The organism is Priestia sp. 3CA3 (assembly GCF_056836725.1).
Genome location: NZ_JBXENJ010000005.1, coordinates 38,456 through 54,412 on the forward strand (window position 1 = coordinate 38,456; position 15,957 = coordinate 54,412).

The window sequence follows — 15,957 nt, forward strand, 5'->3', positions numbered from 1 at the left end:
ATGAAAATTTTAAACCCAAGGTGGGCTATAATACTAAATATCTTTTTTTCAGTGCTAGGGTTGGTATTGAATATTGTTATCAATCTAGTACTTACACCATATATTACAAATAATCTAGGGGTAGAAGCTTACGGTTATATAGGGTTAGCAAATAATGTAGTAGGATATATTGAGATAATATCTGTAGCATTGAATTCATTAGCTGCAAGATATGTAGCTTTAGAATACCATAAAATGGATTACAGAAAAGCAAACAAATATTATAATTCAGTGATAGTGGCAAATTTGTTTCTTTCCTTTATCATTTTAGTACCCATGTGTATTTTTATATTTTATCTTGATAACCTAATAAAAATACCTTTAAACATGGTTCTAGATGTGAAAATATTGTTTCTACTAGTTGTCATTAATTATACATTAATGCTATTAAGTAATTGTTTTAACATTGCTACTTTTATAAAAAATAGATTAGATATAACCGCTTTTTTAAAGAATATTTCATATCTTATAAAAGCATTAGCGCTAGTTATTATATTTAGTTTGTTTATTCCCTCTGTTTGGATGGTATCAGTTGCAATTATTATTTCTTCACTCTTTTTGCTGATATCAAACATATATTTAACAAAAAAATTAACACCTAATTTAGCAATAAACCCTAAAAAGAGTTCTGTAACCGCTGTGAAAGAGTTAGTCTCAAATGGAAGCTGGAATTCAATTAGTAGCTTAGGAGTTACCTTAAATAGTGGTTTAGATTTGCTAGTTACTAATATATTTATAAATGCGACTGCTATGGGTCAGTTATCTGTAGTTAAAAGCATTACCTTTATTTTTAATACCTTTGTGGCAGTATTCACACAAGCTTTTCGACCAATACAATTAGAAGCGTATTCTAAGAATGATCAAAAAGGCATGATAAATGAGTTCAACCTTTCTATGAAAGTAACAGGGTATATATGTTCTGTTACCTTCGCTGGTTTATTTGCATTAGGCTATTCTTTTTTAGAGTTTTGGATTCCGGGTCAGGATACTAAAACAATATATAAGGTTTTAATTATTGTTTTAGTTGGAGATGTTATGGGTGCTGTTTCTTACCCATTAAATTATGTTTTTACTATTATTAATAAATTAAAAGTTCCTAGCATGATAAGTATACTAAATGGAATATTAAATCTAATATTGATTTTATTATTGCTGCAAATGACAGGATTAGGGCTGTATGCAGTAGTACTTACTACAGCGTTTTTAAATATAGTCGTTCAACTAATAATTATTCCTATCTTGGCATGTTATTACCTTAAGTTATCTTATTTTACATTTTATCCTGTGATTCTTAAAAGTGTACTGAATTGCTTCGCGCTTAGTATCATTTTTATGTTTGTTTCAAAATTATATATCCAAATCGATAGTTGGTTTGGTTTAATAGTTTGGATAATAGTGTTGGGAGGGGGAGGAACAATAATAAGTTTATTTATTTTGTTCAGTTCCCAAGAGAGAACAAAAATTCTAGGAATATTGTTAAAGAAAATCAAAGGAAAGAAGAGTACTTAACACTACCTTTGGTTTCTATATATTAGTGTTCAAACAGAGAGTGTTAAAGAGATGAGCGCAGAAAAGGGTTTAATAAGTTAAAAGGAGGGATATAAGTGAAAAAGAACTATTTAAAAAGATTCAGAAATTCAATTGGCGATATAAAAGATTTTGGTTTAAGTACTGCATTTTCCATTTTTTGTACTAAAATAGTTCCTTATGCACAGCATATGGATAGTAAAATTGCATATAAGCTTAATGCCAATAAACATAGAGCAATTTTAAAATATTTAAAATCGAAGTATGGCTACACATTGAATTTACTACAAGAGAGTGAAAAGGACAATTTAGATAATGTCAAAGATGAAAGATTAATCTGGTCTTTCTGGTGGCAAGGAATAGATAACGCTCCAGAACTAGTGAAAATGTGTTTTTCCAGTATAGAAAACAATTCTAATGAACATCGATTAATAGTAATAGACAAATATAATTTCGAGCAATACGTAGATCTACCTGAGTATATCATGGAAAAGCTTCAAAATGGAAATATTAGTTATACACACTTTTCAGATATTGTAAGAATATATCTTTTGTATAAATATGGGGGAGTTTGGATTGATTCTACCATGTTACTGGTAAAGGATATACCTAAAGAACTTTTTATAACAGATTTTTTTATAGGGAAAATGCCAAGAGAACCATTTTATTGTATTTCGGAAAAACGTTGGAATATTGCATTTTTAGCAGGTGAACCTCGTAATGCTTATTTTTATATTATGTTACAATTCTATTTTGCCTATTGGAAAAGTGAAGATAGGGTAATTGATTATTTTTTAATGGATTATATGACAGAACTAATTTTTAATAATATTGATCAAATCAAAGAAATGTATGAGAGAGTCCCAGTTAATAATTTAATGATGTTTAGTCTAGATCTAAATAGAAAATACAACGAAGATGAATTAAATGAATTAACGAAAAATACATTTTTATTTAAAAATCAGAGAAGGAGTATATTTAATAATCAGGATGAGAGTGAAAACTTGACTTTTTTTGGCTTTTTTCATAAAAAATATATGCAATCGACACAAAGGATAGACAAAACTAATATATTTTTAAAGCGATATTAATTTTAACAGCAATTCGATTAAAAGATCTGTAGAAAAAAGAAACTAGAGGATAAGGTTTAATGAATTTTAAAATTTTAAAAGAGCTCTCGGTTATCAAAACATTACGTTTCAATTGGCGTTACTTCAAATGGAATGGTTTGAAATTACCAGTTTTTGTTTCGGAAAATTTCCTTTTAAAAGCTATAGAGGGAAATGTAGAAATATCCGAATATAAACCAGGCTTGATTAAGCTTGGATTTGGAAACGTAGGAATTTTTGATAAGAGATATGATAAAGGGATCTGGGAGAATTTCGGTTCTGTCATTTTTGAAGGAAGAAGTGATATTGGTCTAGGTTCTAAAGTATCTGTAGCATCAAAAGGAAAAGTTTACTTTTGGGATAGACTTTCTATTACGGCAAAGTCTGAAATTGTGTGCAATAAGGAAATTATTTTTGGAAATTATTTTTGGAAATAATGTTCTAATTTCTTGGGATTGTTTATTTATGGATACTGACTGGCACGATATATACGATAGAAGCGGAAACATTACTAACAGTGATGAAAAAATAATAATAGGAAATCATGTTTGGATTGGTTGTAGAAGTACAGTATTAAAAGGCGTTATGATTCCAGCAAATAATGTAGTCGCGGCTAACAGTACCCTCAGCAAAGAGTTTAAAGTAACTAACTCCATCATCGGAGGAGTTAATAAAGTATTAAAGGATAATATCCACTGGGGTACGTTTAGTAAATAATATTGTTTTAGAGAGTAATTTATATTAGAGTTTATTGTTAAAGTGATTTATAAATGTATTGAAGGTGGTGCAAACATGAAAATTGCAGTAGCAGGAACTGGATACGTCGGCTTAGTAACAGGAGTATGTCTTGCAGAATATGGACACTCTGTTACATGTGTAGACATAGACCATAAGAAAGTAGCATTAATGAAATCAGGTGTGTCACCTATCTATGAACCAGGTCTTGAAGAGTTAATGAATAATAATATGGAACGTTTGCATTTTACAACAGATTACCAGTCTGCTTACAAAGATGCAGACGTTATTTTTATTGGTGTTGGTACTCCAGAAAAGGCTGATGGTTCAGCAAATTTAAGTTATGTGTATGGCGTAGCGGAGCAAATTGCAGCTAGTATTGAAAAAGACTGTGTAGTAGTCGTAAAATCAACAGTACCAATTGGTACGAATGATAAAATTGAAAGCTTAATTAAATCTCAGTTAAAACATGATGTGAATGTATATGTTGCTTCGAATCCAGAATTTTTATCTCAAGGGACAGCTGTAAAAGATACGCTGCATACTTCTCGAATTGTAATTGGAGTAGAAGAAGAAACTGCTGGTGAGACATTAAAACAAGTATATAGAAATTTTGATGCTCCTATTGTTGTAACGAACAGAAAAAGTGCTGAGATGATTAAGTATGCATCTAATGATTTCTTAGCATTAAAGATATCATTTATTAATGAGATTGCAAATCTGTGCGAGATTATTGGTGCAGATATTGAAGACGTGGCCCTTGGCATGGGATTTGACGGTCGTATTGGCAACAAGTTCTTAAACGCAGGAATTGGTTACGGTGGATCTTGTTTCCCTAAGGACACCAAAGCATTGCACTGGCTGGCGAATTTTCATGATTATGAGTTAAAGACGGTTAAGGCTGCGATTGATGTAAATGAAAATCAAAAGCTTAAACTTATTAAAAAATCCAGAAAATATTTTGATAGTTTAAAAGGATTAAATGTAGCTGTGCTTGGTTTAACTTTCAAACCTGGAACGGATGATTTACGAGAAGCGCCTACGCTTGTAAATATTCCGCTTATGTTAGAAGACGGAGCGAATGTTAGGGCATGGGATCCGATCGGTATTGATAACTTTAAGAAAGTGCATCCAGAAGACGTCACGTATTGTTATTCAATTGAAGAAACGCTGAAAGATGCAGACGTTTGCTTTATCTTTACAGAGTGGGATCAAGTAAAGCACTTTGATTTATCAAACTACAGCAAACTAATGAAAAGTCCAATTGTTATTGACGGTAGAAACTGTTACGACTTAGAAAGCGTAAAAAGTGCAACTATGGTGTACGACTCTATTGGAAGAGAGACGATTCATAACTTAGAGGTTTCATTAATTTAATGATGTAAGTCTGAAATAAAATTAATTTAAAATAAACTAAACGCAAGAGCTGCACAGAAGCAGGTCTTTTTTTATTGGAGGGAAATAAATGAAACTTGTATTGTTATCGGGTGGATCTGGTAAGCGTCTATGGCCATTATCAAATGATACGCGTTCAAAACAGTTTTTAAAAGTATTAGAAGGACGAGAAGGACAGAAAGAGTCAATGGTTCAGCGTGTCTGGAATCAAATTGAAGCGGTTGGGTTAAATGAATCAACGGTTATTGCTACTTCTAAGCTTCAGCGTGATATGATCAGAAGCCAGGTCGGAACGGACATTCCGTTAATTATCGAACCTGAACGCCGCGATACGTTTCCGGCCATTGCTTTAGCTGCTTCTTATCTTAATTGTAAAGAGCAAGCATCTGAAGATGAAATTGTTGTGGTGCTGCCGGTTGATCCGTACGTTGAAGACGGGTTTTTTGAGCGGGTTAAAGATTTAGAAAGTGTGCTTCGTGATTCAAAAGCGGATTTAGCTTTAATGGGTGTGACGCCTACGTATCCTTCATCTAAATACGGATACATTGTGCCGGAAGGAAGCGTAGAAGAAAATAATTATTTTACAGTAGATTGTTTTACAGAAAAGCCGAGTGAAGAAGCAGCGGTTGGTTTAATTAATCAGCGTGCGCTATGGAACTGCGGCGTTTTTGCATTTCGTTTAGGCTATTTGCTTCAAATTTTACAAGAAAAAAATTTGCCTCTTTCTTTTGAAACGTTGCACAGTGAATATGCTGAGCTGCCTAAAATTAGTTTTGACTATGAAGTGGTGGAAAAAGCAAATCATATCGTAGCTCTTCCATACAGCGGCTATTGGAAAGATCTCGGCACGTGGAATACGTTAACAGAAGAAATGGCAACATCTCAAATTGGAAAAGGTGTATTAACGGATGACTCAGCTAATACGCATTTGGTAAATGAATTAGATATTCCAGTTACGGTGTTAGGCGTAAAGGATATCGTTGTTGCGGCTAGTCCAGACGGAATCTTAGTTGCGGATAAAGCGTCTAGTCCTAAGATTAAAGAAATTATTGGCGAATGGGATTATCCTCCAATGTATGAAGAACGTCTTTGGGGCTGGTCACGCGTGTTAGATTATGCGAAGTATGATGAAGAAACTGAAATGGTTACAAAACGCATTCATATTTCGAAAGGGAAGAACTCGACGTATCACTATCATAATTTACGTGATGAAGTATGGACGATTGTACGCGGAGAAGGAGAGCTTGCGCTTGATGACTACATTCGCCGCGTAAAAGCAGGGGACATTGTTCACTTGCCGGCCGGTAAAAAGCATGGAATTCATGCGTTAACTGACCTTGAATTTATTGAAGTCCAAACGGGAAAAGTGATATCAAATGAAGATAGTATTCGCCTTGTCTATGATTGGAACGATGTGATTAAACAATTCCAATCGTCAAGACCGCAGGTGATTTTATAAGAGTAGAAGCTTAGACAAAGTTAAAGCTTCTATTTTTTTATGATCATAGTAAGGGGGTGCTTCTGGTTGAAAACAATCGCTTATTATATTTCAGACTACGGATATGGCCACGCAACTAGAAGCACGGCCATGATCCGTGAGTTGTTAAAGCAAAATGAAACCGTGCAGGTTATTATTTGCCATTCGTTTGCGCTTGGATTTTTACAGCAATCTTTTAAACATGAACCCCGTGTTACGTTTCGAGAAGTAGCAACAGACGTGGGTTATGTTTTACAAGAAAATTCATTAGAGCCAGATGCAAAACCATTAAACAACACTGTTTCTTCTTATGCCTCTGAATTCTCTGCTAAGCTGGATCAAGAAATGCAATTTATGAAAGAAAAGAACATTTCTTTTGTGATTTCTGATATTTCTCCACTAGGAATTTCAAGTGCTGCTGCTTTGAATATCCCTTGTCTTGGCCTATCGAACTTCACCTGGTATACGGCGTACCAAGGTCTGATTGAAGAACAGTTGCTGGCATTTCTACATGAGCAGTACAAGCAGATGACGTATCATTTTTCTCTTGCATGCAGTAATGAGCCTCACTGGGGTATCGAAGAAAATCAAAGTTTTGGTTTTTATTCGAGATATATAGATAATCACGAAGTGCAGCGCATCCGTAAGGAAATTGACCCTGCAGGTGAAAGTCACATTATCTATTTTGGTTTGGGTATGAAAGTCGATATTGGAACGCTGTCAGAACTGGCGATTTGGCAAAGCCCAAACTGCAAGTTTATCGTTTCATCGAATGTTAATGTTAATTACCCTAATGTTTATCATATTCCAACGAATGCAGTGGAAACGCAGCACTATGTAGCAGTAGCTGATCTTGTTTTGACAAAAGCCGGCTGGGGAACGGTTAGTGAAGCGGTTTGTGCGGGTGTGCCGCTGTTAATTACAAATCGCAGCAGCATGAAAGAAGATCGTCATACAATTGATTATTTAGTTCGTCATCAGCTGTGCGACATAATAGAATGGAAGGAGTTAGAAAGCTTAGTAATAACTCCTTCGCTTATTGAGTCATGCAGACGGCAGAACATTAATCGTTATAAAAATGAAGCGATGCATATCGCTAAAGAAATAAATAAAAAAATAAAAAGTAAGTAAGGGGTTCATTCAAAACGATGAAAAAAGCACCTATTTTTTTAGCACCTCTTTTTCAAGAGCGAATTTGGGGCGGCAGCGAATTAAAAAAGCAGTACGGATATAACATACCTTCTGCTCAAACGGGCGAGTGCTGGGCAATTTCTGCTCATCCAAACGGCCCGAGCGTCGTGCTAGAAGGGGATTATATCGGTAAAACGCTAGGTGAGCTTTGGGATGAGCATCCAGAGATATTTGGGCATTTTGATAGTGGAAAGTTCCCGCTATTAACTAAAATTTTAGATGCAAACGAAGATTTATCGATTCAAGTGCATCCGGATGATGAATACGCAAATGAGTTTGAAAACGGTGAATTTGGAAAAACAGAGTGCTGGTATATTTTAGACTGTGATGAAGACGCGACAATGATTTTTGGTCATCGTGCACAAAGTAAAGAAGAATTTATGAATATGGTGGATGAAGGTCACTGGAATGATTTATTACAGCGTGTAAAAATCAAGCCCGGTGACTTTTTCTATGTGCCAAGTGGTACTCTTCACGCGCTGTGTAAAGGGACGCTTGTACTTGAAACCCAGCAAAGCTCGGACACAACCTATCGCGTTTATGATTACGATCGTCGTGATCAGAACGGAAACCTGCGTGAGCTGCACTTGGAAAAGGCAATTGAAGTCACGACCGTCCCTCACATCACATCAAAAGTGGAGCCTGCGTTTATAAAAATGAGCGGTGGATCAATCATTACATTTGTAGAAGAAGATTATTTTACGATCTACAAATGGGATGTGAAGACGGAAATGGAATTGATGCAAGATGCACATTTTCTATTAGCCAGCGTCATTGAAGGAGAAGGAACGCTTTGTACGGAAGACCGAGAATACGCTCTGCAAAAAGGTGATCACTTTATCCTGCCGAATCATGTAGATTCCTTCACTATAAAAGGCACGCTTCAGCTTATTGCATCTCATCCGAACTATAAAGGAGGTCAACATCGTGAATTGGAAAACACAGCTAGACAAATGGCTAACATTTAATGCGCTTGATGCGGAGTTAAAAGAAGAGCTTCTTATAATGAAAGAAGATAACAAACAAGCAGAAGACGCATTTTATAAAAATCTGGAATTTGGCACGGGCGGAATGCGCGGTGAGCTTGGTCCTGGAACGAATCGTTTAAATGTATATATGGTAAGAAAAGCAACGGAAGGCCTTGCATGTTATATAGAAGAAAGCGGAGAAGAAGCAAAGAAAAAAGGCGTAGTTGTGGCTTATGATTCTCGTCATAAGTCGCCTGAATTTGCTTTGGAAGTCGCAAAAGTGCTCGGGCAGCATGGTATCAAAACGTATGTATTCGATGAGCTTCGTCCAACGCCTGAGCTTTCTTATGCGGTGCGTTATTTGCACGCGTTTGCGGGAATTGTCATTACCGCGAGTCATAATCCTCCTGAGTATAACGGCTATAAAGTGTACGGTGAAGATGGAGGTCAGCTTCCGCCGGCAGCTGCAGATAACATTATTTCACATATGAATCGTGTTGAAAATGAGTTATCGCTTTCTGTAAAAGAAGAGCAACAGCTTTTAGCAGAAGGGTTATTAACGTATATAGGAGCGGAAGTGGACGCTGCTTATACAGAGGCCTTAAAAACGATTCAATTAAATCGTAAGCTTGTTGAAGAAGCGGGAAATGAGCTGGAAATTGTTTTTACTCCTTTGCATGGTTCAGGAAACAAGCCGGTTCGTGAAGGATTAAAGGCATTTGGATTTACTAACGTCACGGTTGTAAAAGAGCAAGAGCATCCAGATCCTGATTTTTCGACTGTACAGTCTCCGAATCCGGAAGAACATGCGGCTTTTGAACTGGCCATCCGATATGGAAAAGAAATAGATGCCGATCTTTTAATGGCAACTGATCCCGATGCTGATCGCCTTGGCGTTGCTGTGAAAGATAGCATAGGGGAGTAGTATGTCGTTTTAACGGGCAATCAGCTAGGAGCGCTGATGCTTCATTACTTGTTAATTCAAAAGAAAGAACAAGGTCTGCTGCCTGAAAACGGAGCGGTTGTGAAAACAATTGTAACTTCAGAAATTGGACGTGCGATTGCTTCAGGCTTCGGTTTAAAAACATTTGATACGTTAACAGGCTTCAAATTTATTGGCGAGAAAATCAATGAATTTGAAAGCAGCGGCGACTATCAATTTCAGTTTGGCTATGAAGAAAGCTACGGCTATTTAATCGGAGATTTTGTACGTGATAAAGACGCAGTTCAATCCGCTGTGTTTGCAGCCGAAGTCGCAGCTTATTACAAAGCTCAAGGAAAATCTCTTTATGACGGCTTGCTTGATATTTTCAGCAAGTACGGGTATTACAAAGAATCGCTGTACTCTATTACGTTAAAAGGAAAAGACGGAGCGGAGCAAATTCAACAGCTTGTTGATGCGTTTCGAGTGAATCCAGTTAGCGAATTGGGAGATATAACCGTTACATGTATCGAAGACTATCAATCAGGTGAGCGCGTGCATGTAAAAGAAGGTAAGACTGAGTCTATGCCGTTTCCTGTCTCCAATGTACTAAAATATCATTTTGAAGACGGCACGTGGTTCACAATTCGTCCGTCTGGAACAGAGCCAAAAGCAAAGTTCTATTTTGGTGTGAAAAAAGAATCATTGAGTCAAAGTGAGAAGCATTTAAGAGAAATTGAACAAATAGTCATGGAAAGAGTAAATAAATCGATTTCGGTGTCGATATAAAGACTGAAAGTAAAAGTAAGAAATGTAAAGCTTTCATTTAATTGACAAAAGAATATAGTAAATAAGGCTTTTGTCAATTATAATGAAGTAGATTGAATTTTTTAGAAGTTACTAAGTTCGGAGGTCAACTATGGAAGAGACTATTAGTTTGCGAGAGTTGTTTGCAGTGCTTCGTAAGCGTCTTTGGCTTATTGTACTCATTACCATTATCGCAGCAACTGTAAGTGCCGTAATTAGCTTTTTTGTTCTAACTCCTGTGTACGAGTCGAAAACGCAGATTTTAGTCAATCAAGCGAAAAATGATCAGCAATTATATAGTAATCAAACCGTTCAAACGAACGTGCAGCTTATTAACACGTACAACGACATTATCACAAGTCCGGTTATTTTAGACAAAGTGATTAAAGAATTAAAGCTTGATAAATCTGCTGGAGACTTAAGCGATCAAATTCAAGTAACGAGTGCCCAAGATTCTCAGGTAGCACAGATTGTCGTACAAGATACAAGTGCGAAGCTTGCGGCTGATATTGCAAATACAACGGCTTCTGTTTTTCAAAAACAAGTGCCTAAGCTTATGAACGTGGACAATGTAAAAGTGCTGTCAAAAGCAGCGCTTGGGGAAAACCCAAGCCCTGTGAAACCTCAGCCTTTATTAAATGTCGCAATTGCTATCGTTGTTGGTTTGATGGTAGGTGTGGGTCTATCGTTCTTAATGGAATACTTAGATAATACGTTAAAAACAGAACAGGATATTGAAAATATTTTAGAACTGCCTGTCATGGGAGTTATTACAACGATTAAAGATGTACCAAAAGCAACCAACGTACAGCGTCCGGATTTAACTGCTCGCGTACCGCAAAGAGGTGAGACGTTTGGCTCGTAAAAACAAAGAGCAAAGAAATGATAAAATGCTGACGTTAAAAAGACGTCTGCTCGCTCATAACAGCCCGAAAGATCCGGTAGCTGAGCAGTATCGTACAATTCGTACGAACATTCAGTTTTCAGGAACGGACGAAGAGATTAAATCTCTTTTACTGACTTCGAGCGGACCTTCTGAAGGGAAGTCTACAACAGCTGCTAACTTAGCTGCTGTTTATGCACAGCAGGGCTTGAACGTGCTGCTTATTGACGGAGATTTACGAAAGCCCACAGCACATTATACGTTCCGTCTTGAAAATCATACGGGTCTTACCAATGTCCTGACGAGACAATCACAGCTTGGACAAGCGGTTCAAAGTACGGAAGTGCCGAATCTTTACGTCTTAACGAGTGGCCCGATTCCTCCCAATCCTTCTGAGCTTCTTGCTTCTAAGCAAATGGGAGAGGTGCTCGCTGAGATGAAGGAACGATTTGATATGGTTATTTTTGATACACCGCCGATTTTAGCCGTAGCGGATGCTCAAATTTTAGCCAATCAAGTAGATGCTTCTCTTTTAGTTGTAAGCAGTTCAAAAACGGAAAAAGATGCAGCGTTAAAAGCAAAAGAATTGCTAACGCAGGCAAAGTCGAAATTGCTTGGAGCGGTTCTTAATAATCGTAAAATGGAAGAAGGAAATTATTACTACTATTATGGAAGTAATTAACCTAATTTCTTAAATAACAGGCAGACTTTTTGATAAGGCGTCGAAACCAAAGCGGTTTCGGCGCCTTATTTTTGTTTGCTATTTTTTAGGCTCCTTTTAAGTTCTGAAAGGCTTCTTTTTTGGCTTGAAAGGTGTTATGCACCTAATTTTTCCTTAGCAATTTATATAAGGAAAGAAAGTGTTACATTTACTGAGGTAGAAATTTCGACAAAAAAAGACATAGAAATACTTACTGTAATGTGCTAATATGAATATTGCTTTTGTTAGGTCTTAAGGCATATGAAAGAAAGATGAAAATTTCATTATTATTTTAATTTGACACCTTTTTCCTATATGCATCCAGACTTATTACTTGATAAGATGGATGAAATTACGCTTAAAACAGCCATGTCAGAAGGTCTGACATACTGAAACGTGTTATTTTGCGTTTTAATATACGTAATGGCGTACTGAGGAAAAAGATATATTACTATATGTGTAGAAAAAAAGAACGTTTTGTAAAAGAAAAGATAGCTAGTTTGGACGGATTTACAAGTGCAAACCAGCCCATCCTTCTTTTTTGCTTTTAGTGCAAAATTTATCAAATGAAGTCAAAATACGGGTAGCGAACGCGGTTTTTAGCGAAAACGATCGTACAGACACAACTACATAATAAAGGAGAACATAACATGCAAAAAGTAAGAAAAGCGATTATTCCAGCAGCAGGGTTAGGAACACGTTTTTTGCCTGCTACAAAGGCAATGCCAAAGGAAATGCTTCCGATTGTAGACAAGCCTACTATTCAATATATTATTGAAGAAGCAATTGAGTCAGGTATTGAAGATATTATTATCGTAACGGGTAAAGGCAAGCGTGCGATTGAAGACCACTTTGATAACGCTCCTGAGCTAGAGCAAAACTTAGCTGAAAAAGGTAAATTTGAGCTGCTGGAGAAAGTTCGCCAGTCTTCAAATGTTGAAATTCATTATATTCGCCAAAAAGAACCAAAGGGATTAGGGCATGCGGTGTGGTGTGCACGTAACTTTATTGGCAACGAGCCGTTCGCTGTTCTTTTAGGAGACGATATTGTACAGGCGGAAACACCTTGTCTACGTCAATTAATGAATGAGTATGAGCAAACGTTATCTTCAGTGATTGGTGTTCAGACTGTTCCTGAAAATGAAACGCATCGTTATGGTATCGTAGATCCTTCTTCAAACAAAGGCCGCCGCTATCAAGTAGAGTCATTTGTTGAAAAGCCAGCAGCAGGTACAGCACCTTCAAACTTAGCGATTATGGGCCGTTACGTATTCACTCCTGAGATTTTTAAATTTTTAGAAGAGCAAGAAATCGGGGCAGGCGGGGAAATTCAATTAACTGATGCCATTCAAAAGCTAAATGAAATTCAGCGCGTGTTTGCGTATGATTTTGAAGGCAAGCGCTACGACGTAGGAGAAAAATTAGGCTTTATCCAAACATCACTGGAATTTGCTCTTCAGCACGAAGATTTGCGTAAAGATCTTCTTGTCTTTATGGAGCAGCTGTTAAAAGAGCAGCAAATCAAAGCTTAAACAGAGAAACCTGCCGGTAGCTTACTCGAGTAGGCTGCCGGTTAAGTAGTATTGGGGTGAAGCTTAATGACAAAAAAAGTACTTGTGATTTCTCAGCATTTTTATCCAGAAATCGGAAGCGCCGGAAACCGGATGAAAAACGTATATAAGCTCTTAAAAGAAAATGATTATGATGTAGATGTTTTGACAACTGAACCAACGTATCCCAACAAGAAAATTTATAGCGATGAACAGTTTTGGGACGATGATTCATTAGATGAAGAAAATGATGTTATACGAGTGAAAGTAGCCAATCGCAAATACTCCAGAAGCATTATTAATCGCTTATGGTACTACTTAGAAATTGCGTTTCGCATGATTTTATTTATTTTACTGGACCGTAAAAAATATGATGTTATTTTTGTCACGTCGCCGCCTATTTTTATTGCGGTTGTAGGGTTAGTAGCAAAGTATCGGTACCGGACAAAAATGATTCTGGATATAAGAGATTTGTGGCCGGAATCATTAAAGGGAGTTGGGGTTTTTAATTATCGGTTTATTATTTATATCTTCAGCAGGTTAGAAAAACTTCTGTATGTAAAAGCCGATAAAATTATCGTAAACAGTCAGCGCTTCAAAGATTTTATCATCGGTAATTACCATATTCCTCTAAAAAAAATCTCTTTTATGCCAAATGCCGCTCGCCAAGAAGAAATCTCTCCGATTGAATCAGGTGACGGGCCGTTCAAAGTCATGTATGCAGGAAACATCGGCTTGGCTCAAGACGTCACCATCTTAATGGAACTAGCGAAAGAACTAAATGAGTATGATATTCAGCTCACGGTGATGGGCTACGGATTTAAAAAGCGGGAATTTGTGAAGTTTGCAAAAGAACATAATCTTTCTAACGTGAATTTTATGAAGCCTTCTACCCGTAAAGAATGTTTAAAGACAATTTCAACTCATCATATTGGAATTGTTACTCTTAATGGCAAGGAAGTATTTGAAACGGTATTGCCTGGAAAAATTATCGACTATATGACGTGCAGTCTTCCTATTGTTGGAGCCGTATCAGGTTATGCAAAAACGATCATTGAAACGACAGAAGCAGGAATTGTGGCAAAGTCTCATGAGGCAGAAGAAATGCTAAAACACATTCTATACCTGTATCAGCGTCCTTCTCTGCGAAGTGAAATGGCACTAAACAGCCGAAAGTATGTTCAGCAGCATTTTCTGTGGGAACGAAATATCAATGTGTTAATCAATTTAATTGAAAATAGAGTATCTACATATGAAGAGGTGGCTCCTGTAGAAACGAGAGAAAAAGCCGAAGTTTTATAATTACATAGACTCTTCACTATGAATATCTTAAAAGTAACGACGGAGGATAAAGATGTCTAAGAACGTATGTATGTTTGTGTGGAATCATTTTACCAATGATGCCCGCGTCTTAAGAGAATGTTCTTCATTGGTAGAAGCCGGCTATAATGTGGATCTTATTGCGATTCATGACCGGAAAAACCCGCAGCTTGAAAAGAAAGAAGAGCGCAAGGAAGGATTTACCGTTATTCGTGTGAATAACCAGTTTCCGCTATTGCAAATGCTTCTTGGAGCCGCTCGACGTTTGAAAAAAAGTATTCCTTTGCAGCTGCTTGCATTAGTTATACTTGGTCTGGGATTATGGAAGCTGACAGTAATCACATTGCTCGTAGCAGTTCTTCTTGGACTGTTTGTGACGCCAAAAGCTCGAACATTTATGGTTCGAGGGTATATTGCAAGTCAAATGGTGAAATACGGATTAAAAAAGAAATATGATATTTATCATTCGAATGATTTAAATACGCTTCCTCAAGGCATTACATGTGCAAAAATTTTGCGCCGGAAAAAGCTAGTCTATGATTCTCACGAAGTGCAAACAAGCCGCACGGGGTACAACAGTCCTATTTACGGAATAATGGAAAAACTTTATATTAAGTTTACGGATGTGATGATTGCCGAAAATCATACGCGTGCTAAATATACGGAAGACTTGTACAAGCTGTATCCCCAGGTTGTTCATAATTACCCGTTTGTTGTGAAGCCAGAGCTGAGTCAATCTGTTGATCTTCATGAGCAGCTGGATATTCCTTCTACTGAACCAATTCTTTTATACCAAGGCGGTGTGCAAGTTGGAAGAGGACTTGATAAGCTGGTAGAAGCAGCACCGCTGTTCAAACGAGGTGTGCTTGTATTCATCGGTGACGGTCGTATTAAACCGCAGCTTGAGAAAATGGTGAAAGAGCAAGGACTTGAAGATCGTGTTAAGTTCCTGGCAAAAGTGCCGGTGGAAGATCTTATGCATTATACGAAAAATGCGTATCTTGGTTTCCAAGTCTTAAATAACATTTGTTTTAACCATTATTCTGCGTCTTCCAATAAATTATTTGAGTATATGATGAGCGCGGTTCCCGTTATCGCCTGCAGCTTTCCTGAAATTCAAAAAGTAGTAGAATCAGAGAAAGTTGGAGTATGCGTTGACTCACATGATCCAGTGTCAATTGCAGAGGGCGTGAACTACTTGCTTGATCACCCTGAAGAACGTGAACGAATGAGCCGTAATTGCTACCAGGCTCGCGAGAAATACAACTGGAATAATGAAAAAGAAATTTTTATCGACATCTACAAAAAGCTGGCATAATGTGTCAGCTAGAATT

The 15,957-nt window shown here is 37.0% G+C and carries 13 protein-coding genes and 1 pseudogene; all 14 read left to right on the plus strand.

The genetic code is table 11. The features are described from left to right. The 14 genes and pseudogenes from AC1VNJ_RS14405 (at position 1) to AC1VNJ_RS14470 (ending at position 15,941) form a co-directional block, all read left to right on the plus strand. Positions 1–1,548 (plus strand): oligosaccharide flippase family protein, encoded by a 1,548-nt coding sequence (locus tag AC1VNJ_RS14405; protein WP_255899725.1) that lies wholly within the window; start codon positions 1–3, stop codon positions 1,546–1,548. 95 nt (positions 1,549–1,643) lie between these two features. Then, entirely contained in the window at positions 1,644–2,657 is a 1,014-nt protein-coding gene (locus AC1VNJ_RS14410; RefSeq protein ID WP_482640961.1) for a capsular polysaccharide synthesis protein, read from the plus strand. Positions 2,658–2,716: 59 nt separating this feature from the next. Beyond that, a complete protein-coding gene (locus AC1VNJ_RS14415) occupies positions 2,717–3,112 on the plus strand; it encodes a hypothetical protein (protein WP_482640962.1) in 396 nt (131 codons plus the stop codon). Then, positions 3,090–3,392 (plus strand): LbetaH domain-containing protein, encoded by a 303-nt coding sequence (locus AC1VNJ_RS14420; protein WP_482640963.1) that lies wholly within the window; start codon positions 3,090–3,092, stop codon positions 3,390–3,392. The genes AC1VNJ_RS14415 and AC1VNJ_RS14420 overlap by 23 nt, the downstream gene beginning before the upstream one ends. Before the next feature lie 75 nt (positions 3,393–3,467). Further along, complete coding sequence (locus AC1VNJ_RS14425) at positions 3,468–4,787, plus strand: UDP-glucose dehydrogenase family protein (RefSeq protein ID WP_482640964.1); 1,320 nt, start codon at positions 3,468–3,470, stop codon at positions 4,785–4,787. Between the two features lie 88 nt (positions 4,788–4,875). Beyond that, positions 4,876–6,264: a sugar phosphate nucleotidyltransferase gene (locus AC1VNJ_RS14430; RefSeq protein WP_482640965.1), complete on the plus strand. Its 1,389-nt coding sequence runs from the start codon at positions 4,876–4,878 to the stop codon at positions 6,262–6,264. Between the two features lie 66 nt (positions 6,265–6,330). Next, on the plus strand, positions 6,331–7,413 hold the full coding sequence (locus tag AC1VNJ_RS14435; protein WP_482640966.1) for a glycosyltransferase family protein: 1,083 nt from the start codon (positions 6,331–6,333) through the stop codon (positions 7,411–7,413). A 17-nt stretch (positions 7,414–7,430) separates the two neighbouring features. Beyond that, complete coding sequence (gene manA, locus AC1VNJ_RS14440) at positions 7,431–8,441, plus strand: mannose-6-phosphate isomerase, class I (RefSeq protein WP_482640967.1); 1,011 nt, start codon at positions 7,431–7,433, stop codon at positions 8,439–8,441. Then, positions 8,401–10,152 (plus strand): annotated as a pseudogene (locus AC1VNJ_RS14445) (phospho-sugar mutase). The gene manA and the pseudogene AC1VNJ_RS14445 overlap by 41 nt, the downstream one beginning before the upstream one ends. Positions 10,153–10,282: 130 nt before the next feature. Then, the gene (locus AC1VNJ_RS14450; protein ID WP_482640968.1) at positions 10,283–11,035 is read left to right on the plus strand and encodes a YveK family protein; all 753 of its coding nucleotides are present in this window, start codon (positions 10,283–10,285) and stop codon (positions 11,033–11,035) included. Then, positions 11,025–11,735, plus strand: a complete 711-nt coding sequence (locus tag AC1VNJ_RS14455; protein ID WP_412762209.1) for a CpsD/CapB family tyrosine-protein kinase — start codon at positions 11,025–11,027, stop codon at positions 11,733–11,735. Before AC1VNJ_RS14450 ends, AC1VNJ_RS14455 begins: the two co-directional genes overlap by 11 nt. Before the next feature lie 668 nt (positions 11,736–12,403). Next, complete coding sequence (gene galU, locus AC1VNJ_RS14460; RefSeq protein WP_013055839.1) at positions 12,404–13,285, plus strand: UTP--glucose-1-phosphate uridylyltransferase GalU; 882 nt, start codon at positions 12,404–12,406, stop codon at positions 13,283–13,285. Between the two features lie 66 nt (positions 13,286–13,351). Beyond that, positions 13,352–14,605, plus strand: coding sequence for a glycosyltransferase family 4 protein (locus tag AC1VNJ_RS14465; RefSeq protein ID WP_482640969.1), 1,254 nt, complete (start codon positions 13,352–13,354; stop codon positions 14,603–14,605). 52 nt (positions 14,606–14,657) lie between these two features. Further along, a complete protein-coding gene (locus AC1VNJ_RS14470; protein ID WP_482640970.1) occupies positions 14,658–15,941 on the plus strand; it encodes a glycosyltransferase in 1,284 nt (427 codons plus the stop codon). The last annotated feature ends 16 nt before the right edge of the window (positions 15,942–15,957 follow it).